The sequence below is a fragment of the Aurantimonas marina genome, from assembly GCF_017183135.1.
Taxonomy (GTDB): domain Bacteria; phylum Pseudomonadota; class Alphaproteobacteria; order Rhizobiales; family Rhizobiaceae; genus Aurantimonas; species Aurantimonas marina.
Genome location: NZ_JADDXW010000004.1, coordinates 111,186 through 131,701, shown reverse-complemented (window position 1 = coordinate 131,701; position 20,516 = coordinate 111,186). Strand labels below are relative to the sequence as shown.

Here is a 20,516-nt window from a genome sequence, read left to right as displayed (position 1 = left end):
ATCTTACTCGACGATCGAGGCGACGATGCCGGCGCCGACGGTACGGCCGCCTTCACGGATGGCGAAGCGCAGCTTCTCTTCCATCGCGATCGGCACGATCAGCGTCACGTCCATCGTCACGTTGTCGCCCGGCATCACCATCTCGGTGCCCTCGGGAAGCGTGCACACACCGGTCACATCCGTCGTGCGGAAATAAAACTGCGGCCGGTAGTTGGTGAAGAACGGCGTGTGGCGACCGCCCTCCTCCTTGGTCAGGATGTACGCCTCGGCCATGAACCGCGTGTGCGGCTTCACCGAACCCGGCTTGCACAGAACCTGGCCGCGCTCGACGCCCTCGCGGTCGACGCCGCGGATCAGCGCACCGATGTTGTCGCCCGCCTGGCCCTGGTCCAGAAGCTTGCGGAACATCTCCACGCCCGTCACCGTCGTCTTCTTGGTGTCGCGGATGCCGACGATCTCGACTTCCTCGCCGACCTTCACCACGCCGCGCTCCACACGCCCCGTCACCACCGTGCCGCGACCCGAAATCGAAAACACGTCCTCGATCGGCATCAAAAACGGCTGGTCGATCGGACGCGCCGGCGTCGGGATGTAGGTGTCGACCTGCTTCATCAGCTCGCGAACCGCGTCCTCGCCGATCGTCTTGTCAGAATCCTCCAACGCAGCCAGCGCCGAGCCCTTGATGATCGGGATGTCGTCGCCCGGGAAGTCGTAGGACGACAGAAGCTCGCGAACCTCAAGCTCGACCAGTTCCAGAAGCTCCTCGTCGTCAACCTGGTCGACCTTGTTCAAGAACACCACGATCGCTGGAACACCAACCTGGCGCGCCAGAAGAATGTGCTCGCGGGTCTGCGGCATCGGGCCGTCCGCCGCCGAAACCACCAGGATCGCGCCGTCCATCTGCGCCGCACCGGTGATCATGTTCTTCACGTAGTCGGCATGGCCCGGGCAGTCGACATGCGCGTAGTGCCGCGCTTCCGTCTCGTACTCCACATGCGCCGTCGAGATCGTGATCCCGCGCGCCTTCTCCTCCGGCGCCGCGTCGATCTGGTCATATGCACGGTACTCGCCGAAATACTTCGTGATCGCCGCCGTCAACGACGTCTTGCCGTGATCAACGTGACCAATCGTCCCGATGTTCACATGCGGCTTGTTGCGCTCAAATTTGCTCTTGGCCATCGCCGACTCCCAACTTCGCAGGCGGTTATTTTCCGGCGCCACATAGCGAGTGCGGCCGGCAATGACAAGCGTCCGAGCCGCGGCGCGACAAAACCGTGCAACGCGACGCCCGGTGACACGATCGATTTCAGGGAGATGCGGCGACCATCGGACCCGCGGACCCGGCTATGGCTTTGGAGCGGGTAGCGGGAATCGAACCCGCATATTCAGCTTGGAAGGCTGCTGCTCTACCATTGAGCTATACCCGCACTTCTAGCAAACGATCGGCAGTGGTGGAGGGGGCTGGATTCGAACCAGCGTACGCATAGCGAACGGATTTACAGTCCGTCTCCTTTAACCACTCGGACACCCCTCCGAACTGCCGCCGACACGCGCAAGCGCTTGGCCTTACATGGATCGCGGCGGTGTGTTCGCCAACCCCCGCAGTTCCGAGCGGCCTTATGAAAGGCTCGGAGCGATCTGTCAACGGCACTCCGCCTCGCGTTTTTGCGATCGGCAACGAACCGAAACGAAGGATCGCGCCCGCCTCGCCTGGCACGCACACCGAAGCCCGCGCATTGAGCCCCGGCACCAGCTACGATAAGCAGCAGCGATGAGCGACGACACCACGACACACACACCCAAGGATTCCCATTATGCCAAGCTGCGGCGCGCCCATCGCGACCGCAAGCGAGGCGAGGACGGCACGTCGCAGCTCCGCCAAGGCAAGCCGGCCCAGCCCGGTCGCCCGGAACCGGCGGGGCGCGTCCGGCTCTACGGACTGCACACGGTCGCCGCGGCGCTTCGCAACCCGCGTCGCAAGCTCCACCGCTTGCTCGCGACGCGCAATGCCTTGGCTCGGCTCGACATGGCCGAGGATCAGCTCCGCTGCCCGGTCGAGCTCGTCGAGCCAAGACAGCTCGATTCCGAACTCGGAAGCGACGCCGTCCACCAGGGCGTCATGCTGGAGACCGATCCGTTGCCGGCCCGTCGGCTGGCCAACCTTGGAGAGGCCCGCCTCGTCCTCGTGCTGGACCAGGTGACCGACCCGCACAATGTCGGCGCAATTTTGCGTTCGGCGACGGCCTTCAACGTCGATGCCTTGGTTACAACCGCCCGCCATTCGCCCCACGAAGGCGGTGTTCTCGCCAAGGCTGCCTCGGGGGCGTTGGAGCACGTTCCTCAGATCGAAGTCGTCAATCTCGCCGAAGCGCTGACGGAATTGTCGAAACGCGGCTTTCGCACCGTCGGCCTCGATTCGGAGGGGCCCGAGAGCATCGAGGCGGCGCTGTCGGGCGACAGGATCGCCATCGTCCTCGGCGCCGAGGGCAAAGGACTTCGCCAGAAGACCAGGGCGACGGTCGATGTGTTGGCACGGCTGGAGATGAGCGGCGCGATCCACTCGCTCAATGTTTCCAATGCCGCCGCCATCGCGCTATACGCGACGCGGCGTCACCTCGGCTGACGGGTCTGCCCGGCGGGCGAATGCCCGCATCCGCCGGACGAGCGAAACGGCCCGCCATAGTTGTAAGTCAAGATTTACTCTGAACTTGTGCGTGGTTGAGGACGGCGACAAAGGTCACGCCGCCTGCAACATTTCCAAGCAGCGTCGGGAGCATGTAACCCAGCCAGTAGTCGGTCCAGCTAGCCGTTCCCGAAAAGGCAGCAAATGCGACTTCGGCCGATCCGGCGATCACATGCGCGAAATCACCCAGGCTGATGACATAGGTGAGGATCAAGATCACAAAAATCTTAGCCGCACCTGCTTCCGGAAGAAGCCAGACCATCAGCGCGATCAGCCAACCGGCAACGACCGCCCGAAGCATGGTCAACCAGAAACCCGCCTCTGCGGCCTTCTGACCGATTTCACTAAAAGCCTCCCGCGCATCCGGGCTGAAAATGTCGGTATGGGCAGCCACCGCCGCGAACAGCAGTGTTCCGACGACGTTCGTCACGAGTATCACTGCCCAGAGGCGGAGCATGAGGCCGAGTGCCGACAGGGTTCTCTGTTCAAGGACAGGCAGCACGACGGTAAGGGTATTTTCGGTGAACAGCTGCTGACGTCCCAGTACAACAACCACGAAGCCGATCGTATAGCCGAAGCTTGAAATCAGGGGTTCCCAGTCTGTTTTCGGAAGACCTGCGCTCAAGAGCCCCTCTGCGGCCAGGGATAAACCCATCGCCAAGCCGGCTGCTATGCCGGACCAAAAGAGGGCCATCACCGGACGAGAGAGTTCCTCTTCGCCATCAGCCAGAATGGCGTCGTGGATCGCCTGGGCACTGGCCCGTCGAAGCCGGTTGCTACTTCCCGGTTCCTTTTGTGGGTTGCCCGCGCGTTCACCGTCGAGATCCTGATGCGACGACTGCGAATCGGCCGATATATCAGCGGGCATGGGCATCCTTCTCCGGCGGCATTATGCGGCAGACACCACGCCAGATAGTCGGCCATCGCAAGAAGCACAGGGAATCATCGGAATTTAGGATGTTTGTCTGGTGCCGGATGAGGGGATTGAACCCCCGACCTTCGGTTTACAAAACCGCTGCTCTACCGCTGAGCTAATCCGGCCCGGCGCGGCCCATAGCATATTTGTCGGGCCCTGTGCAGCGGGTTTTTGCCAGCGGACAGCCACGGCCGCGCTTGGCCTCGGCCACCCACCGCGCTAGGTCTCACCCTCCGACACCGCAGCCCCGATCCGCATCCTTGAAAAGCCGAGAAAAGCCGAGCCCCGCGCCGACCGATGTCACGCCCAATCCAATCCATCACCTTCGTTGCCAGTGAGAGCCCGGCCGCCCAGGAGGCCGCCCACCGGCTGTCCGCGCTCTACGGCAATGATCGCGAGGACAATGCCGACGTGGTGGTCGCGCTCGGGGGCGACGGCTTCATGCTCCAGACGCTGCATCGATTCATGGGCAGCGGCACACCGATCTACGGCATGAACAAGGGCACGATCGGCTTCCTGATGAACGACTATCGGGAGGACGGCCTCAAGGAACGCCTAGCGGCGGCGATCGAAAACGCCATCCACCCGCTCGCCATGACCGCCGTCGACGCCGCCGGCACCGTCCACAAGGCGTTGGCGATCAACGAGGTGGCGATTTTCCGCCAGTCCTACCAGGCGGCCCGGCTACAGATTTCGATCGACGGCAAGGTTCGGCTGGACGAACTCGTCTGCGACGGCGTAATGGTGGCGACCCCGATCGGCTCGACTGCTTACAATCTGTCGGCGCAAGGCCCGATCATCCCGGTGGACGCGCCGTTGCTGGCGTTGACGCCGGTCAGCCCGTTCCGTCCACGTCGGTGGCGCGGGGCGCTGCTGCCAAATCATCAGACGGTCGAAATCGTCGTCCTTGAACCGGAAAAGCGTCCCGTGAATGCCGTCGCCGATGCCACCGAAGTGAAATCCGTCCACCGAATCACGATTTCCGAATCGCTCAACGACACCGGGCTCATTCTGTTCGATCACGATCATTCTTGGGACGAACGGATTCTCGCCGAACAATTTCGCTATTAGCGAACGCCGTCCAGACAGCCCGCCAGTTGCCGGCAGATGAGAGTGCGACCGGATTACTTGTCGGCGAACGGGTTGCTCAGGACGGGCTCCAGAATCGCGAAAGCATTGCCTTCGGCGCCTTTGAACGAGACCAGACGACGGCCCGTTCCGGGTTGTCCGCTGCGATGTCGATGTGGATAAATCGGGGCATCCGACGTCCTCCGAGGGTCGCAGATGGAATCCGCCGATCATGACGACCTCGATTTTCAACAAAGAAGCACTGATAGGCGCCACGCATTGACGCGGATCAACAGATCGTCAACTCGCGCCGACGCGTCCGATCGAGACGAGCGTTCGCGGATATCGTACCAAGGGAGCAGGAGCTCCCAGATGTCCTTTCAGACCCGCTAGCGGCGAGCGTTCCTTGCCCGATATCCTTCGGGCAAGGCGGACGGGCTCAGGCGGCCAGGCTGCGGGCCTGCTCCCGTGCCGCGTCCCGTTCGGTCTCGCCGGCCAGCCGGTACAGAAACCGCATCATGGCCTCGAAGCCCGCGGTCCGCGATCGATCCGTCGAAGCTGCAACGAGTCGCTGCATGATCAGCTGCGGCACGCCCTCTACGGCGACGACGCGTTTTCCCGATGCGATCTCGCGCCAGACCCCCACGGCAATCAGGAAAAGCGGCGTGGCGACGGATGGAAGCCCGCATCTGGTTATCATGGTACGGAAGGCACCATCGCGACCCTCGGCAAGGATCGACCGGACACGTCGTTCCGACATCGAGGACAATCGCACCAGCGCAGCGGCGAACAGGTCGATGTTCCCGGCGCAGACCGTGCGTAGAAGAAAGGCGACGTTGAGCTGGCCGCTGGCCCGCAAATGTTCGACCAGTGCGGGAATTTCGACCTCCGGAACGGTTTCCGCAAGCAGCGCCGTCGCCCGTTCGCAGGCGTCGAAAGCCGTCCGCTCGGCCCGGTCCGCGCCGACGAGGTTGCGCAGTATCGGCAGCGCTGCGAGCGCCTGGCCAGTGCAAAGGATCATTGTCTGGCGCACAGTCGCCGGCAAATCGGAACGATCGAGCAGCGCACCGCGTACCGACGCATTGGCGCCATGCCGTTCGGCAATTCGCCGGAAGCTTACGCCGGCGATCGCGGCAGCTTGGTTCTCGAGCAGCGTTATACAACTGCCCGGTTCCGCCACCTCGGCGATCGCCGCCGCAACGCGCGTCGACACCCTGCGCCGGGCGGCGATCGCAGTGCGCAACTCGGCGGGACCGCTTGCCGCCAGGTCGATCAGCTCGTCGTCACGCAGCGCCGGAGAACGGCTGGCGACGACGCCGGCGATCGCCGGACTGTCCTCGCAGAGGCTGAGGAGCACCGGGCGGGGAACCCGACTGTCATCGGCAAGACCCTCAGCGAGCGCCAGACGGACCTTCGGCGATGGATCGTCGAGCATAAGGGTCAAGGCCGCCTCGGCCCCGGACTGCTCCTCGGGCGTGATGCGACCCTCGACGAAGGCGCGCGCAAGAATTGTCGCGCCCTCCGCGCGCTGGGCGCTGTTGGCCGTCTCGCACCATTTGACGAACCGCTGGACGATCATGGGAAACGCGACCTCTTCCGCTACCGACTTCACGGTCGATACTGGCCAGCAAAGGTTTAGGTTTCGTTCACCATAGCGACTCGTCCCGGCTCAAGCTGTCGCGGGGGCATCTAAACCTCGCCGCCGTCGGGGCTTCGGGGCCGCGCCATCTGGAAAACCTGATCGGCCACCGCATAGTCGAGATAGCCGAGTCGGGAGAGCGGCGCCGCGAGGGCCATGTCGATCACGCCGTCCTTGAGAATCGCCTCGTCGATGTGAATCCCGACTACCTGGCCGATCACAACGACGTTCTCCGACGGTTCCCCGTTCAGTCCGGTCGGCCGGAACGAATGGGTCACGCGGCACTCCAGCGCCGCCGGGCTTTCGGCGACACGGGGGGCGGCAACCAGCCTCGACGGCGCTTCGGTCAAGCCCGAAAAACCGAACTCGCTGGTTCCGCGCTCGGCCACCGCGGACGTCTGGTTCATCTGCGTGGCCAGTTGACGCGTCGCGAGATTGGCGACGAACTCGCCGGTTTCGATTGCGAAACTGGCGGAATCCTTCATGCCAACCGAGGAAAACATGACGAGCTTCGGCCGATCGCTGATCGCGTTGAAGAAACTGTAGGGCGCGAGATTGACCGAACCGTCCTTGGCCCGCGTCGAGATCCAGCCGATCGGCCGCGGCGCGACGATCGCCTTGAACGGGTCATGAGACAGGCCGTGATCGTTCCGATCGGTCGTGTAGAACAGCATCACCCGTCACCCGGGGCGCGCGCTTCGCTGACGACGTCGGCCAATGCAGGGCGCGGACGCTCCGACGGCGGTTCCTGCGGCGTGCCAACATGGATGAAGCCGACGACCTTCTCGTCCCGCCGAATGCCGAGGATAGCCTTCGCCTGCTCGTCATAGGCGACCCATTCCGTCACCCAATTGGCGGCGTAACCCTTGGCGTGAACAGCGTTGGCAAGATTCATCGCCGCCGCGCCGCCGGACAGCACCTGCTCCCATATCGGGATCTTCACATGCTCTTTCGCGGTCGAAACGACGGCGATCACCAATGGACTGCGGCTGAAGCGGGTGGCTTCGACCCGCCGCCGCGTCTCGGACAACGGCCCCCCCTCGCGTCGCTCGACCAGCGCGGCGAGCGCGGCGCCGATCCGCTCGGCCGCTTCGCCACGATAGAGGATGAAGCGCCAGGGCGCGAGCTTGCCATGGTCGGGCACGCGCACGGCGGCGGATAGAATCGCGTCCAGGTCCGCCCCCTCCGGCGCGGGCGCAGCCAGCATCGGAATGGGAATGGAACGGCGCGTGGACAGGAGCGTAAACGAGTCGGTCAAGTGGCCATCTTTCGGTAGCGATCAGGTGGAACGGTCACGGGATATCGGGACGCTTCGTTGCCCGCCAATTATAATAGTCGGAGTTCAGTCGCCCGAACCCACGGACGGATCGACGACCGCCGCCACTTCCGAGGCCAGAACCTCCACGTCGGTATTCTCGCCGGCACGGACCTCGAATTGTCGCTGATAGACCTTGTCGCGATTCTTGGCCACGATCACATAGTCGCCCGCTGCAAGCACCATCGACGGGAAGGCGCCGACGCTCTCGCGCACGACGTCGCCGGAGGCGGTGGTGATCGACCAGGCGGTATCGGCAATCGCCTCACCGCCTTGTTCGCGCACCAGCTTCATCGTCAGCAGCGCCGCCCGATGCTGCAGTCTTGCCTCAGTGATTTTTCCCGGTTCCACCCTGATGTCGGCACGAACGGAAGCATTGACCGATCCGTAGCTGGATACGACATGGTAGGTATCGGCGTTCAGCCGCAGCACCTTGTCGGGCGGAACGTCGCTGGCGACGAGGTCGCGATCGGAATCGTCCTCCGCATCGGTATACACGTCGAATTTCAGCTTTTTCGGATCGATCGCCGATCCATCGGCGGCAATCGCCTCGAGCTTGAGCCCGCCCGCCCCGAGCACGACGGTTTCACGCGTCCTGACGCCGGAAAACTCGATCCGCTTGATGATGCCGGCCCGGCCGAATCCGACATGCAAGATATATGAGCCGGCCGGGACTTCGAAATTAGCGATACTGCTTTGCGACGACGCGATGAGCGTCGGTCTGCCGTCGAGCGCCGGGATCGCCGAGAACAGCCGCCAGATCAGTCCGTTCGGGATCGTCTCGCTGTCCTTAGTCAGCCGCGCCTCGAGAATCAGGGGCGCGCGAGGCGTGATCACGTCCTTGCTCGGCATATTCTGCGGAGCATAGGCCGGCAGTCCAGGAAGGCTGATGGCGGGCGCGCTTGGCCGCCCCAGGGATGATGGCAGGGCGATCGGTTCGAAGCGGCGTAGCGACCCTTGCGGCGCGGCGCCGACATCGCGGGAATCGGGGATCAGTTCCGTCGCCGAAGGGGAGACGTACCCGCCGGGCTCGCGTGGTTCGCCTCCGTTGAAGAGCCCGCCCACGCTTCGGTCGAGCAACGAAGGTATCGGGATGTCCTGCGCCGCCCCCGGAACGCTCGCCAGCAGCAGGGCGCCGATGATCGCCGAAAGACGTGCGTCAACGAACAATGCTGCGACCCCTCACGATTGCGCTCCTTCCCATGGCTCTTGACCGCAGATCATGGACGAATTCAAGGCGTCCGGCCTTCGATCCGGCGCGAACCGAACAATTGCATGGAAATGTTCCCTCTGGCGGAGGAAAGACCGCGACCGCCTCGCGCTTTCGCCGCCTCACCGAAAAAACCGTGCGAATCTGCCGGATGACTTCGTGAATCGCAGTGGATCGCGCCGGAAATCGACATCGATTCCCCTTTAGCGATTTTTCCCGAGCGCGCCTACTCGCCCGCCGGCTCGAAATCCATGGCGACGCCATTGATGCAGTAGCGTAACCCGGTCGGCGGCGGACCATCTGGAAACACGTGGCCAAGATGACTGCCGCAGCGGCTGCAATGACATTCGGTGCGAACCATGCCGTGGCTGTGGTCATCCGTGGTTTCCACGGCGCCGTCCACCGGCGTATCGAAACTCGGCCAGCCGGTACCACTCTCGAATTTCCGACCGGCCACGAACAGCGGCTGGCCGCATCCGGCGCAGGTGAACGTCCCTGCCCGCTTCTCGTCGAGCAGCGCACAACTTCCTGGCCTCTCGGTGCCGTGGCCTCGCATCACCGCATATTGTTCCGGCGTCAGCATGTCACGCCACTCGGCGTCGGTTCGTGTCACGGGATAGGGCTTGGCATCCATGTTCAGCTCCTTTCGGCAACGGGCCGTCGATCTGGTTCCTTGATGAGCAGACCGCCGGGCGCGGCGATTCGGCCCAACCGGGACGAGGTTCAACTGCCCCGGCTTTTCTCGTAGCGCGCGCGCGTCTCGGCGTTGGGCGGATACAGACCCGGCAGCGGAACGCCCTTGTCCACCTCGGACATGAGCCAGGCTTCCAGGCGCTCCTGTTCGAGACAGGCATCCTTCACCTCCTCGACGATCGCGGCGGGAATGACGACTGCCCCATCGTCGTCGACGACGATCAGATCGTCCGGAAAGATCGCGACACCCCCGCAGCCGACCGGTTCCTGCCAGCCGACGAAGGTGAGTCCTGCCACAGAGGGCGGGGCCGCCACGCCGGCACACCAGACCGGCAATCGCGTTCCCATCACACCGGCCACGTCACGCACCACCCCGTCGGTGACGAGGGCTGTAACGCCACGCTTGCCCATGCGAGCGCACAAAATGTCGCCGAAGATCCCTGCATCGGTCACGCCCATCGCGTCGACGACCGCGATACAGCCCTCGGGCATGGCTTCGATGGCGGCACGGGTCGAGGTCGGGGAAGACCAGGATTCGGGTGTCGCGAGATCTTCTCTCGCTGGCACAAAGCGCAGGGTGAAGGCACGACCGACGAGCCTTTCCTGCCCGGGCGCGAGGGGCACGAGTCCGCGCATCCAGACATTTCGCAGTCCTCGTTTGAGGAGAATAGTCGTGATGGTCGCGGTCGTAACCGACCGAAATGCCGCGATGGCCGATGAGTCGCTCAAGTCTCTGCCTCTCCGTGAATCGATTGCAAATGTGGGATAGCACCGGCCGAAGCGGCGTCAATGCGGCTCAGTCCTGGAGGGCGCCGGAAAATGCAAGCTCTTGCGAGCCGCACCGGCGCACCCCGGCGGCTGCCATGTCACGCCAGGCGCGCTCGAGCGAGCCGTCGAGATCGATCCCCCGGCAGGCGTCCTCAATGACGGTAACATCGAACCCGGCTGCGCGCCCGTCGAGAGCGGTCCAACCGACACAGAAGTCGGTGGCGAGCCCGACGACGAAGATGCGCTCGACGGCGCGTTCGGCGAGATAGCCCGCTAGGCCGGTCTTGGTGGCGTGATCAGCTTCGACAAAGGCGGAATAGCTATCGACGGCCGGGTGAAAGCCCTTCCGTACGATCATCTGTGCGCCGGACCCATCGAGGAGCGGATGGAACGCCGCGCCCCTTGTCCCCATGACGCAGTGGTCAGGCCACAGAACCTGCGGACCATAGGCCAGCCCGATCGTCTGGAACGGGTCGCGGCTATGGGTGGACGCGAAAGACGCATGGTCGGGCGTGTGCCAGTCCTGGGTCAGGACCACGACACCGAATTGCCGGGCCAGACGATTGACCAACGGCACCACGGCGTCCCCATCCGGCACCGCGAGCGCGCCGCCGGCACAGAAATCATTCTGAACGTCGACGACGATCAGTGCGTCGGCGGGAGCAATATCGACCGTTGTCATCCGCAAAAGATGACATCATTTCGCGACGCCGCAAAGCGCCTGCCGGCGAACAGCGCCAAGGCCCGCAATTCGGCGGGCCTTGGCGCCTGGTCGTATGCGGGGATCAGCGAAGCGCGAGCGAGGCGCGCAGATCCGCCGCTGGCGACACACGCACCGCGTCGCCCGCCCGCTCGATGACCAGCTCGGTACTGGGGTTTCCAAGGTTTGAGGGCACCTGAATGGTCAGAGCCTCACCGTCGGAGAGCATCGAGACGAAACGCAAGGCGCTTCCGGCCTCGCCCGCCTGGAGTGTCGTAACGACTCGGAATTCGTCGCCTTCGACCGTATAGTAAGCGGCGCCGGTGACCTGACCGAGCTCGATGCTCTGGGCGGCCAGCGGCTTCAACTCAGCACCGTGCGCAGCGCCAAGGGCTGCCACGGTGAGCGCTGCGGCAACAAAAATGGTCTTCATAATCCTGGTCCTTCGAAATCTTCAGCCCTCCCGGATTGGAAGCTATGTGTGATTGCTGCGGCGCACAATGGCATGGCAGCCATGACAATCTGCGGGGGCGGAGGATGTCCGGCGCTTCGGGCGTATCCTGGCTCTGACGCTCGTGTCATTCGACGTTCCGCCTTGCCCCGCGGAGAGCGAGAGAGAAGGTCGACGCAGCACAAAAACGCCATCTCGCCACACCTTAGCCGGAATTCTTCTCCTCACAGGGTAATTCGGGGGGTTCGTGGCCCGAAAAGCTCAGGCGGCGGCCGTTTCGATACGGGCCAATGGCTGTGCTATGCCTGCCCCGATGCAGCAAAAGTCGACAATGAGTTCCGCAATGCGGTCCGCTGAGCGAAAGACACCAATCATGCGCCTTCCCGCGACCATCGCGATATTGTTCACGCTCTCAGCCTGCGTCAGCGGGGGCGATGAACTCGATGTGCTGCGATTGACCGCGCCCGAGGACGACGCCCACTGCCGCAGCCTTCTTATTCAGCCGGGTGAACTGGTCTATGCGCAATGCCGGTTGGCTCTTCGCAAGACCTATTTGACGGACTATGCGATACGAAAAGCAGCGATTGAACAGCAGTTTGGGCCGCCGTCGGAGACCCTTGATCAGGCGCTGCGCGCCGACGCGTTCTGCAACTACGACGAAAGCGTCAAGGCGTCCGTCGATTTGCAGGACGAAACCGCCGCCGCCTACCTCGCCTACGCCAATTGCGAGACAACGCGGCAACGCCTGCAGGACGAGATCAACGTCTTGACGGGTGCCGACGGCGCCGCTTTCGCGCGCGAGGAGCAAGCACGAATAATTCAGCAGAACATTCGCGCGGTTCGGGACGCAAAGGCCGTAATCAACGGTCCGGTGACCGCCGACGCCGCACTCTAAGGCATCGCGATGAGCTCCCAGATGCCGCTCTGGGGGAGTTTTCGCGTCTCGTCGAGCTCGGATAGTCGCCTTTCTCGCGTTCCGTTGCACGATTTAACGAAGGTTGAGGCTCTATAGCCATAGTATCTGGCAGCTACGCTGGGGAGCGTGAAGTCCGCTGGAACGCCGAGAATATCAGGGAAACCATCAGCGTTGACGTCAAACGTGCAAGTCACTGTTAACTTTAGGGTCACGCCAGATCAAAGGTTCAGGAGCAGCTGTGTCTTTTCCGCACTTGCTCCTATCGTCTAAAAACAACAGGTTGCCGACGCACCGGCCGCATAAGCGTCGGGAACTTAAACTGCGGCATAAACCGTCAGAGACTGATAGGTAGTTATCATGAAGAAAATCGTCATCGCATCGGTCGCGGTCTTCGCTCTCGCAACCTTCGCCGGTTGCATGGGCAAAGGCATCGGCAAGGGCAAGGGCAAGGCCCCGATCGCGGCTCCGGTCGTCGTCGAAGAGCAGACCTACGTCACCAAGGGTTGATCCTTGTATCTTGGGGGAAGCGTCGGATAACGCTTCCCCCAAGCGCCTTTCTGGCTGACACAACGTCGCGTGTGGGGACAGCGGCGATTTATCGTCGGCCTATACGTCCCGAAGGCGGGTTTTCCAATTTCGAAAGGCCGACCATGGCTTCATCACTTCTGAAATTTGCCTTTGTCGCCTTGCTCGGCATAACTGCCGCAGGCTGCTCGGCAACCGGCTCCAACACGATGACGTCCGGCGCGCCGGTGACGTCCGCATCCTCGCTCGTGACACCGGCAGCTTATGCGCCCTCAGATGACGGCGTGGTCGCTCATAGGGCGAAACCTTATTTCGTTGAATTCCGCGCCCGTTCGGCGCTCAGCTATGGCCATACCTTCGCGGTATTTGGCAAGCTTGACCAGAATGGCCGCGTGCCGGTCGATGCCAACGGCGTGCTGATTCCAAGCATGACCGAGATCACCGGCTTGGCGCCAGCCTCGACAAGCAATATTCCCTATACCATCGGCCATGTTCTGCCTGTCCCCTCCGAGACCGGAGCCAGCGATGGCGACAGCGAAAACGCCTACATGACCGCGAACTACCGGATTGACCTGACTGAGGCGGAGTATCGCGGTCTTGCGGCCAAGATCCGTTACCTGAAGGCGAACCGTCCAGTTTGGCACGCCGTGCTCTATAATTGCAGCGCCTACACCAATGAAATTGCCGAATATCTGGGCTTGGAGACCGTCAATCCGCTGCTCTTCCCGAAGAACTATATCAACGCTCTTAAGAAGGCGAATACCTGATTGAGACATCGACCGCAGAGCATCCAAGCAGTGAATTGACGAAAAACCCGGCTCTCGCGCCGGGTTTTTTTCGGACGTGCGCCTTTCGAGATACCGGCGTGGCGATAGCCGAGAGTGACCGAGGGGGTGTCGACCGACCTTGATTCGCGGACGCTATCGTGCCGGACGATTCAGACTCGCCACCAAGTCCGCAAAGCGCTCCCCCTGCACAGTGACGTGGGCTCGCAACTCCTGTTCAGCTGTCTCGCCGTCACCTGCATCGATGGCCGCGACGATCCGCTCATGCTCAGCGAGTGACTGCGGTGTCCTATGGGCCACACGTAGCTGCAGGCGACGATAGGCCTTCAGGCGCTGGTGGAGACGCTTCGCTTCGGCGACGAGAAACGCATTGCCGCAGGTTTCGTAGATCAGGTGGTGAAATCGCTCGTTCTCGTAATAGTAAGCGTCCGGGTCGCGAGAGCGCGCCGCCGCGGCGCAGGCCGCGTGCGCTAGGTTCAGGCTCCGTAACGCTTTTGCGTCCGCCCGGCGCGCTGCCAGACGTCCAGCCATTCCCTCGAGTTCGGCCATCACCTCGAACATCTCGACGAGCTCGGCGAGACCGACCTGACGCACGAAGGCCCCCCGATTCGGGATCTGTTCGATCAGCGCGGCCGACGCGAGTTGGTTGATCGCCTCGCGCACAGGCGTCCGGGAGACGCCGAACCGTGCGGCCAACGCCGATTCGTCCAGACGATCGCCGGCGCTCAGCGTCCCGGTGACAACCTCCTGTTCGAGGACGTCGCGGATTTCGCCAGCCTTCGGCCGCACTGACGGCGAAACCGCAGAGTCGGCGATCGACGTGGTGGAATGGTCCGACGAGTCCATCTAAATCGTATACAATACGGTTGACATGGCATGCAATAGAAGGTGTTTTAAAGGAATGCGCTGGGAGGCGTGATCACTCAACGGGAGGTTTCCATGAAATCGATATTGCTGTCGGCCGTCTGCGGCCTCGCCCTGACGGGCACCGCCCTAGCCCAGGACGTAACTCTTCGCGCATCGCACCAGTGGCCGGGCGGCAAGGGCGACGTGCGCGACGAAATGGTTCAAATGATCGGCAAGGAGATCACGGCAGCCAATGTCGGCCTGGCCATGCAGGTCTTTCCTGGCGAGTCGCTGTTCAAGGCGAAAGACCAGTGGGGCGCCGTCACCAAGGGCCAAGTCGATATTACCGCCTTCCCGCTCGACTACGCATCGGGACGCCATCCGGAATTTTCCGCCACCCTGATGCCTGGCCTCGTCGGCAGCCACGAACGGGCGACGCGGCTCAACGATTCGCCCTTCATGGACGAGATCAAGAAGTCGATCGACGGAGCAGGTGCGATGGTCCTGTCCGACGCCTGGTTGGCGGGCGGCTTCGTCTCTTCTAAAAACTGCATCACCACGCCGGAAAGCGCCAAGGGTCAGACCTTGCGCGCGGCAGGGCCGGCCTTCGAGGAAATGCTGGTCGGCGCCGGCGCATCGATCGCCTCGATGCCATCGTCGGAAATCTACACCGGCATTCAGCAGAACGTCCTCGACGGCGCCAACACGTCGTCTGGCTCGCTGGTCTCCTATCGCATCTATGAAGTCGCCAAGTGCCTGACGGCGCCGGGTGAAAACGCGCTTTGGTTCATGTACGAGCCGATTTTGATGTCGAAGCGCTCCTTCGAGCGTCTCAATGAGGACCAGCAGAAGGCGTTGCTCGCCGCGGGCGAAAAGGCGGAGGAGTACTTTGCCGGCGAAGCCAAGAAACTCGATGGCGAGCTGATCGAGGTCTACAAGAAGGCCGGCGTCGAGGTGACCGAAATGTCCAAGGAAAACTACGATGCCTGGCTCGCGATCGCCAAGGAGACGTCCTACAAGAACTTCGCCGAGAAGGTTCCGAACGGCCAGAAGCTGATCGACGACGCGCTCGCGGTCCAGTAAGGCCGACGTCATTCTGGGCGGGCCGGAGAACCCGAGCCCGCCCGCTTACCTTAAATAACTCCAGCGAGGGAGCGCGCATGCGACTCATCATCGCGATCGTTTCCGCGATCTCGCGCGTTCTCGGCGTCATCGCTGCCGTGTGCCTGCTATCGGCGGTTCTCTCCGTCAGCGAAATGGTCTTCGTGCGATATGTGCTCGGCCATTCGACCGTCTGGCAGACCGAATACACGACCTATGCGATCGTCGCCGCGACCTTCCTCGGAGCGCCCTGGGTCTTGATCGAGCGGGGACACGTCAATGTCGACATCCTGCAGCTCGCGGCCGGTCCGCGGTTGCGGATCGCGATGCAGGTGCTCGCGGCGCTCTTTTCGCTCCTGTTCGTGGTGCTGCTCGCCTACGCCGGCTGGGTCCATTATCACGAAGCCTGGGTAAACAACTGGACCAGCGAGACGGTCTGGGCCGTTCCGCTCTGGATGCCGCTGCTGCCGATGCCAGTCGGCACGATCATGCTTGCCCTACAGTATGTGGCTGAAGTCATGCGGTTATTCGTAGAGCCCGACGCCGGCCGTGGCATACCTGACAACACGCTGTTTTCCGACACCGCGAAGGGAGCCCGGTCATGAGCCCGATGATGGCCGGCCTGTCGATGCTCGTCGCGCTGCTCGGGTTGCTCGCGATCGGCACGCCCATCGCCTTTGCGCTCGGGCTCGTATCGATGGGGGCGCTGTTCGCCGTCTACGGGGCCTTCTTCCTCGAAACCCTCGGCGAACAATTCTTCGGCGCGCTGTCGTCGTTCAGTCTCGTGTCGATTCCGATGTTCATCCTCATGGGCGCGGCCGTCGCCTCCTCGCCTGCCGGCAAGGATCTCTACGAGGCGCTCGATCGCTGGCTGAACCGCGTGCCGGGCGGTCTGGTCCTGTCGAACCTCGGCGCTTGCTCCATCTTCGCCGCCCTGTCCGGCTCGTCGCCCGCAACCTGCGCCGCCATTGGCAAGATGGGCATTCCGGAGATGCGCCAGCGGGGTTATCCGGCCGAGATCGCGGCTGGGTCGATCGCGGCCGGCGGCACCCTCGGCATTCTGATTCCCCCATCCGTAACAATGATCGTCTACGGCATCGCGACCGAGACATCGATCGGACGGTTGTTTCTCGCCGGGCTGTTACCGGGCTTCATGCTGACCGTCTATTTCATGATCTGGACGATCATCGCCTGCAAGCGCCAAGGGCTTGGGCTGTCCGAACTCACCCAGAGCTTTTCGATGCGCGAGCGCTTCGAGGCGCTACCGCGGGTGCTGCCGTTTCTGGCGATCATCGTCGCCGTGCTGTTTGTCCTCTATGGCGGTGTCGCCACGCCGTCCGAGGCCGCTGGCGTTGGTGCGCTGTTCTGCCTCATCCTTGTCGCTGTGATTTACGGCATCTTCTCGAAAACCTGGAAGTTCTCGCAGATGCGCATGATCTTCCGCGACACGCTTAAGGAAAGCGTGATGATCATGCTGATCATCGGCGCGTCCGAACTCTTCGCCTTTGCGCTCTCCTCGCTGTTCATCACCCAGTCCATCGCCCAATATATCGCCGAACTCGAGATCAACCGCTGGGCGCTGATGGGCGTGATCAACGTCTTCTTGCTTGTCGCCGGCTTCTTTCTACCGCCGGTCGGCGTCATTCTGATGACCGCTCCGATCCTCCTGCCGATCATCATCGGCGCGGGATTCGACCCCTACTGGTTCGCCGTCATCCTGACCATCAACATGGAGATCGGGCTGATCACCCCACCGGTCGGGCTGAATCTCTACGTCATCAACGGCATAGCGCCGGACATCACGCTCGGCCAGATCCTGCGAGGCTCCCTTCCCTATGTCATCTGCATGATCCTCGGCATCATCACCCTGTCGTTCTTCCCGCAGATCGCGCTGTTCCTGCCTGACCTGATCATGGGAGCGGAGATGTGACCCGGGTATCCCTCCTTTCCGATCTGCTTGGCTCGATCGGCGCGGGCTCCTGGTTCCATGGCGAGGGCCCCGCGAAACCCGTCAGCCTGCCGGAACTTGCCGCGCTCTGCCACAAGCTCGTTTCCTCGCGCGGCGAAGCGACCGGCGTACGGCTGGCCGCTGAAATCCTCCATGGATTCCGGGGGCTCGACGATAAGACCGCCAAACGCTTCTTCCACATGCTTGCGGAGGAGTTCACGCCGGACACCAAGGCGTTGCGTGGCGCGGCAAGTGCCTATGCACGCGATCCGGGTCCTGAAACGCTCGTCGACCTTCAGCGTCTCGCCGAACCGCCGCGCCAGGAATTGTTCCGCCGACTGAATCTTGCGCCGGGAGGAACGGCCGAGTTGGTCAAGCTCCGTGAGCGGCTGTTGCCCTTCCTGAGGAGCGACAGGGAGCGGCTCGGTGCCGTCGACGCCGATCTCCGCCATCTCTTCCAGTCATGGTTCAACCGCGGTTTCCTGATGCTGAAGCCAATCGACTGGGATACTCCGGCCAGCGTTCTGGAAAAGATCATCCGCTACGAAGCCGTCCACGCCATCGGCAACTGGGACGAACTGCGCCAGCGTCTTGCCCCGGCCGACAGACGCTGCTTCGGCTTTTTCCATCCCTCGATTCCAGACGATCCACTGATCTTCGTGGAAGTCGCCCTGACCGACGACGTTCCAGCCAGTATCGCCACGGTGCTTGATCCCGGTCGGACTGTCCTGTCACCAAACGCGGCGCAGACTGCCGTCTTCTATTCGATATCCAACTGTCACAAAGGGTTAGCGGGCGTATCCTTCGGCTCGTTCCTGATCAAGCAAGTGGCCGAGGACCTCAAGGAGACCGTCCCGAGCCTGAAAACCTTCGTCACCCTGTCCCCGGCGCCGGGCTTCGCATCCTGGATCGAAGGACTGCCGGCGGACGCTATTGAAGGCCTGGAAGTCAACGAGAAGCGGGCGCTGGCGATCATCGGCGAAGCCACGTGGTCGGCGGACCCGGCCAAGGTCGAAGCCGCCCGGCCCGGTCTCCTCTCGCTCGGTGCCCGTTATTACCTGCGCGCCAAACGCGGCGACGGCCGGCCGGTCGACCCGGTGGCGCGGTTCCATCTCGGAAATGGCGCCGTTCTCAACCGCGTCATGCATCTCGGCGACACCTCACCGAGTGGCCTTAAGCAGGCGCACGGGCTGATGGTAAACTACCTCTATGATCTGCCGCGCGTCGAGCAGCGTCATGAAGCCTATGCGGCGGACGGCGAGATCGCGGCCAGCCGGGTGGTCACCAGTCTCTTGCCCGGACGGGCCGCCGGCAATTCCATGAAGGACGTAGCATGACCAATCCGCTCTTTGACGGTCTCCTTGCAGCCGGGCGCCGTGAACCGGCGCGCCGTTTCGCCATTCTTCCGGATGGACGGAGCTACAGCTACCAGGACGTCGAGGCGGTTTCGGCGCGTTTCGCCAATGTCCTGCTCGATTCGGGCGTCAAGCCCGGTGACCGGGTGGCGGTCCAAGTCGAGAAATCGATCGAAGCGCTGATGCTTTATCTCGGGACGGTGCGAGCCGGCGGCGTCTTCCTGCCGCTCAACACCGCCTACACACCAACCGAGATCGAATATTTCCTCACCGACGCGGGTCCGCGGGTCTTCGTCTGCGATCCGGCGAAGCGTGACGCGCTGGCTCCTATCGCCGAAAAGGCTGGCGCGACGATCGAAACCCTCGGTGTCTGGACCGCGCCGGACAAAAGCGCCGGCAGCCTCAGCGACAAGGCCCTGGCGGCACCGACGAGATTCGAGACGGTCGCTCGGGATGCCGGCGATCTGGCGGCAATCCTTTACACCTCCGGGACCACTGGGCGCTCCAAGGGCGCCATGCTGACCCAGAACAATCTCCTCTCCAACGCCGAAGTGCTGCGGGACTATTGGCGGTTCACCGACAAGGACGTGCTCCTCCACGCGCTGCCGATCTTCCACACCCACGGGCTGTTCGTCGCGTCGAACACCGCCATGATTGCTGGCGGGGCGATGATCTTCCTGCCGAAATTCGATGTCGAGCAGCTGTTCCGCTTCCTCCCGGACGCGACCGCGATGATGGGCGTTCCCACCTTCTACACCCGGCTACTCGCCGATAAGCGCCTGACCCGCGAGGCGACGGTCCACATGCGCCTGTTCACCTCCGGATCGGCTCCGCTGCTCGCCGAGACACATAAGGCGTTCGAGGAGCGAACCGGCATGCGCATTCTCGAGCGCTACGGCATGACCGAGACCAATATGTCGACCTCGAACCCGTATGACGGCGAACGGCGGGCCGGCACCGTCGGCTTCCCGCTGCCCGGTGTCGACTTGAGAGTCGTCGATGCCGAGACCGGCGAGGCAATCCCCCAAGGCGAGATCGGCGTGATCGAGGTCAAGGGGCCAAACGTCTTTGCAGGCTATTGGCAGATGCCGGAAAAGACCGCGGCGGAATTTCGCGACGATGGATTCTTCATCACTGGCGACCTCGGGCTGATCGATGCGGACGGTTATGTGACCATCGTCGGCCGCGGCAAGGACCTCGTGATCTCGGGCGGCTTCAACATCTATCCCAAAGAGGTCGAGCTTGTGCTGGACGAACTGCCCGGCGTTGTCGAAAGCGCGGTGATCGGTGTGCCGCATCCCGATTTTGGCGAGGGGGTGGTCGGGATTGTCGTGGGCGACCCGGGCCTGAAGGAAGAGGAGCTGACCGGAGCGCTGAAGGAGCGGCTCGCCCGGTTCAAGCAGCCGAAGCGGATCGTCTTCGTCGACGAACTGCCCCGCAACACCATGGGCAAGGTCCAGAAGAACGTCCTGCGCGATCGTTTCGCCGATCTGCTGTCCAACGCCTGAACCGGACGAGGCATCGTCATGCGGTAGACGAGCGGGCCGCAAGCTCTTAGGACCGTGGTCAGACCGATGATCGGCGACTATGGCCAGCT

Annotated in this window: 21 protein-coding genes and 3 tRNA genes; 10 read left to right on the top strand and 14 right to left on the bottom strand. The window is 62.9% G+C overall.

Annotated elements, in window-relative coordinates; all coding sequences use genetic code 11:
• Window positions 1-3: 3 nt before the first annotated feature.
• The 3 genes from tuf to ING15_RS06490 form a co-directional block, all read right to left on the bottom strand.
• Window positions 4-1,179: an elongation factor Tu gene (tuf, locus tag ING15_RS06500; RefSeq protein WP_206453976.1), complete on the bottom strand. Its 1,176-nt coding sequence runs from the start codon at window positions 1,177-1,179 to the stop codon at window positions 4-6.
• A gap of 174 nt (window positions 1,180-1,353) precedes the next feature.
• A tRNA-Gly gene (locus ING15_RS06495) sits at window positions 1,354-1,427 on the bottom strand.
• 22 nt (window positions 1,428-1,449) lie between these two features.
• A tRNA-Tyr gene (locus ING15_RS06490) sits at window positions 1,450-1,534 on the bottom strand.
• A 237-nt stretch (window positions 1,535-1,771) separates the two neighbouring features.
• Here ING15_RS06490 and rlmB point away from each other — a divergent pair.
• Complete coding sequence (rlmB, locus tag ING15_RS06485; protein WP_206453975.1) at window positions 1,772-2,623, top strand: 23S rRNA (guanosine(2251)-2'-O)-methyltransferase RlmB; 852 nt, start codon at window positions 1,772-1,774, stop codon at window positions 2,621-2,623.
• 67 nt (window positions 2,624-2,690) lie between these two features.
• Here the strand turns inward: rlmB and ING15_RS06480 are convergent, their stop codons facing one another.
• A complete protein-coding gene (locus tag ING15_RS06480) occupies window positions 2,691-3,551 on the bottom strand; it encodes a formate/nitrite transporter family protein (RefSeq protein ID WP_206453974.1) in 861 nt (286 codons plus the stop codon).
• A gap of 98 nt (window positions 3,552-3,649) precedes the next feature.
• A tRNA-Thr gene (locus ING15_RS06475) sits at window positions 3,650-3,724 on the bottom strand.
• Window positions 3,725-3,896: 172 nt separating this feature from the next.
• On the opposite strand from ING15_RS06475, the gene ING15_RS06470 reads away from it, so the two are divergent.
• Entirely contained in the window at window positions 3,897-4,670 is a 774-nt protein-coding gene (locus tag ING15_RS06470) for an NAD kinase (protein ID WP_206453973.1), read from the top strand.
• A 436-nt stretch (window positions 4,671-5,106) separates the two neighbouring features.
• Here the strand turns inward: ING15_RS06470 and ING15_RS06465 are convergent, their stop codons facing one another.
• From ING15_RS06465 to ING15_RS06430, 8 genes are all read right to left on the bottom strand, one after another.
• Complete coding sequence (locus ING15_RS06465) at window positions 5,107-6,279, bottom strand: DUF2336 domain-containing protein (RefSeq protein WP_206453972.1); 1,173 nt, start codon at window positions 6,277-6,279, stop codon at window positions 5,107-5,109.
• Between the two features lie 77 nt (window positions 6,280-6,356).
• Window positions 6,357-6,977, bottom strand: a complete 621-nt coding sequence (locus ING15_RS06460) for a flavin reductase family protein (RefSeq protein ID WP_206454126.1) — start codon at window positions 6,975-6,977, stop codon at window positions 6,357-6,359.
• Window positions 6,978-6,979: 2 nt separating this feature from the next.
• A complete protein-coding gene (locus ING15_RS06455) occupies window positions 6,980-7,564 on the bottom strand; it encodes a nitroreductase family protein (RefSeq protein WP_206453971.1) in 585 nt (194 codons plus the stop codon).
• An 84-nt stretch (window positions 7,565-7,648) separates the two neighbouring features.
• A complete protein-coding gene (locus ING15_RS06450; protein WP_232845606.1) occupies window positions 7,649-8,791 on the bottom strand; it encodes a hypothetical protein in 1,143 nt (380 codons plus the stop codon).
• Between the two features lie 266 nt (window positions 8,792-9,057).
• Window positions 9,058-9,465, bottom strand: coding sequence for a peptide-methionine (R)-S-oxide reductase MsrB (msrB, locus tag ING15_RS06445; protein WP_206453970.1), 408 nt, complete (start codon window positions 9,463-9,465; stop codon window positions 9,058-9,060).
• 89 nt (window positions 9,466-9,554) lie between these two features.
• Window positions 9,555-10,253: a ribonuclease activity regulator RraA gene (locus tag ING15_RS06440; protein WP_206453969.1), complete on the bottom strand. Its 699-nt coding sequence runs from the start codon at window positions 10,251-10,253 to the stop codon at window positions 9,555-9,557.
• 67 nt (window positions 10,254-10,320) lie between these two features.
• Window positions 10,321-10,974: a bifunctional nicotinamidase/pyrazinamidase gene (gene pncA / locus ING15_RS06435; RefSeq protein ID WP_206453968.1), complete on the bottom strand. Its 654-nt coding sequence runs from the start codon at window positions 10,972-10,974 to the stop codon at window positions 10,321-10,323.
• Between the two features lie 103 nt (window positions 10,975-11,077).
• Entirely contained in the window at window positions 11,078-11,425 is a 348-nt protein-coding gene (locus ING15_RS06430; protein WP_206453967.1) for a hypothetical protein, read from the bottom strand.
• Window positions 11,426-11,756: 331 nt separating this feature from the next.
• Between ING15_RS06430 and ING15_RS06425 the strand changes: the two genes are divergently transcribed.
• The 3 genes from ING15_RS06425 (at window position 11,757) to ING15_RS06415 (ending at window position 13,651) form a co-directional block, all read left to right on the top strand.
• Window positions 11,757-12,338 carry a hypothetical protein gene (locus ING15_RS06425; RefSeq protein ID WP_232845605.1) on the top strand — a complete coding sequence of 194 codons (582 nt, stop codon included), beginning with the start codon at window positions 11,757-11,759 and terminating at the stop codon, window positions 12,336-12,338.
• A 378-nt stretch (window positions 12,339-12,716) separates the two neighbouring features.
• Window positions 12,717-12,866, top strand: coding sequence for an ABC transporter (locus ING15_RS06420; RefSeq protein ID WP_206453966.1), 150 nt, complete (start codon window positions 12,717-12,719; stop codon window positions 12,864-12,866).
• A gap of 71 nt (window positions 12,867-12,937) precedes the next feature.
• Window positions 12,938-13,651 (top strand): hypothetical protein, encoded by a 714-nt coding sequence (locus ING15_RS06415; protein WP_332873787.1) that lies wholly within the window; start codon window positions 12,938-12,940, stop codon window positions 13,649-13,651.
• A 153-nt stretch (window positions 13,652-13,804) separates the two neighbouring features.
• On the opposite strand, the gene ING15_RS06410 is transcribed toward ING15_RS06415, so the two are convergent.
• Window positions 13,805-14,515 (bottom strand): GntR family transcriptional regulator, encoded by a 711-nt coding sequence (locus tag ING15_RS06410; protein ID WP_206453965.1) that lies wholly within the window; start codon window positions 14,513-14,515, stop codon window positions 13,805-13,807.
• Window positions 14,516-14,608: 93 nt separating this feature from the next.
• Between ING15_RS06410 and ING15_RS06405 the strand changes: the two genes are divergently transcribed.
• The 5 genes from ING15_RS06405 to ING15_RS06385 all read left to right on the top strand — a co-directional run bounded on the left by ING15_RS06405 (window position 14,609) and on the right by ING15_RS06385 (window position 20,427).
• Window positions 14,609-15,598, top strand: coding sequence for a TRAP transporter substrate-binding protein (locus tag ING15_RS06405; protein ID WP_206453964.1), 990 nt, complete (start codon window positions 14,609-14,611; stop codon window positions 15,596-15,598).
• Window positions 15,599-15,675: 77 nt separating this feature from the next.
• Window positions 15,676-16,221 (top strand): TRAP transporter small permease subunit, encoded by a 546-nt coding sequence (locus tag ING15_RS06400; protein WP_206453963.1) that lies wholly within the window; start codon window positions 15,676-15,678, stop codon window positions 16,219-16,221.
• The gene (locus tag ING15_RS06395; protein ID WP_206453962.1) at window positions 16,218-17,546 is read left to right on the top strand and encodes a TRAP transporter large permease; all 1,329 of its coding nucleotides are present in this window, start codon (window positions 16,218-16,220) and stop codon (window positions 17,544-17,546) included. The genes ING15_RS06400 and ING15_RS06395 overlap by 4 nt, the downstream gene beginning before the upstream one ends.
• On the top strand, window positions 17,543-18,901 hold the full coding sequence (locus tag ING15_RS06390) for a malonyl-CoA decarboxylase (RefSeq protein ID WP_206453961.1): 1,359 nt from the start codon (window positions 17,543-17,545) through the stop codon (window positions 18,899-18,901). The genes ING15_RS06395 and ING15_RS06390 overlap by 4 nt, the downstream gene beginning before the upstream one ends.
• Window positions 18,898-20,427, top strand: coding sequence for a malonate--CoA ligase (locus ING15_RS06385; protein WP_206453960.1), 1,530 nt, complete (start codon window positions 18,898-18,900; stop codon window positions 20,425-20,427). Before ING15_RS06390 ends, ING15_RS06385 begins: the two co-directional genes overlap by 4 nt.
• The last annotated feature ends 89 nt before the right edge of the window (window positions 20,428-20,516 follow it).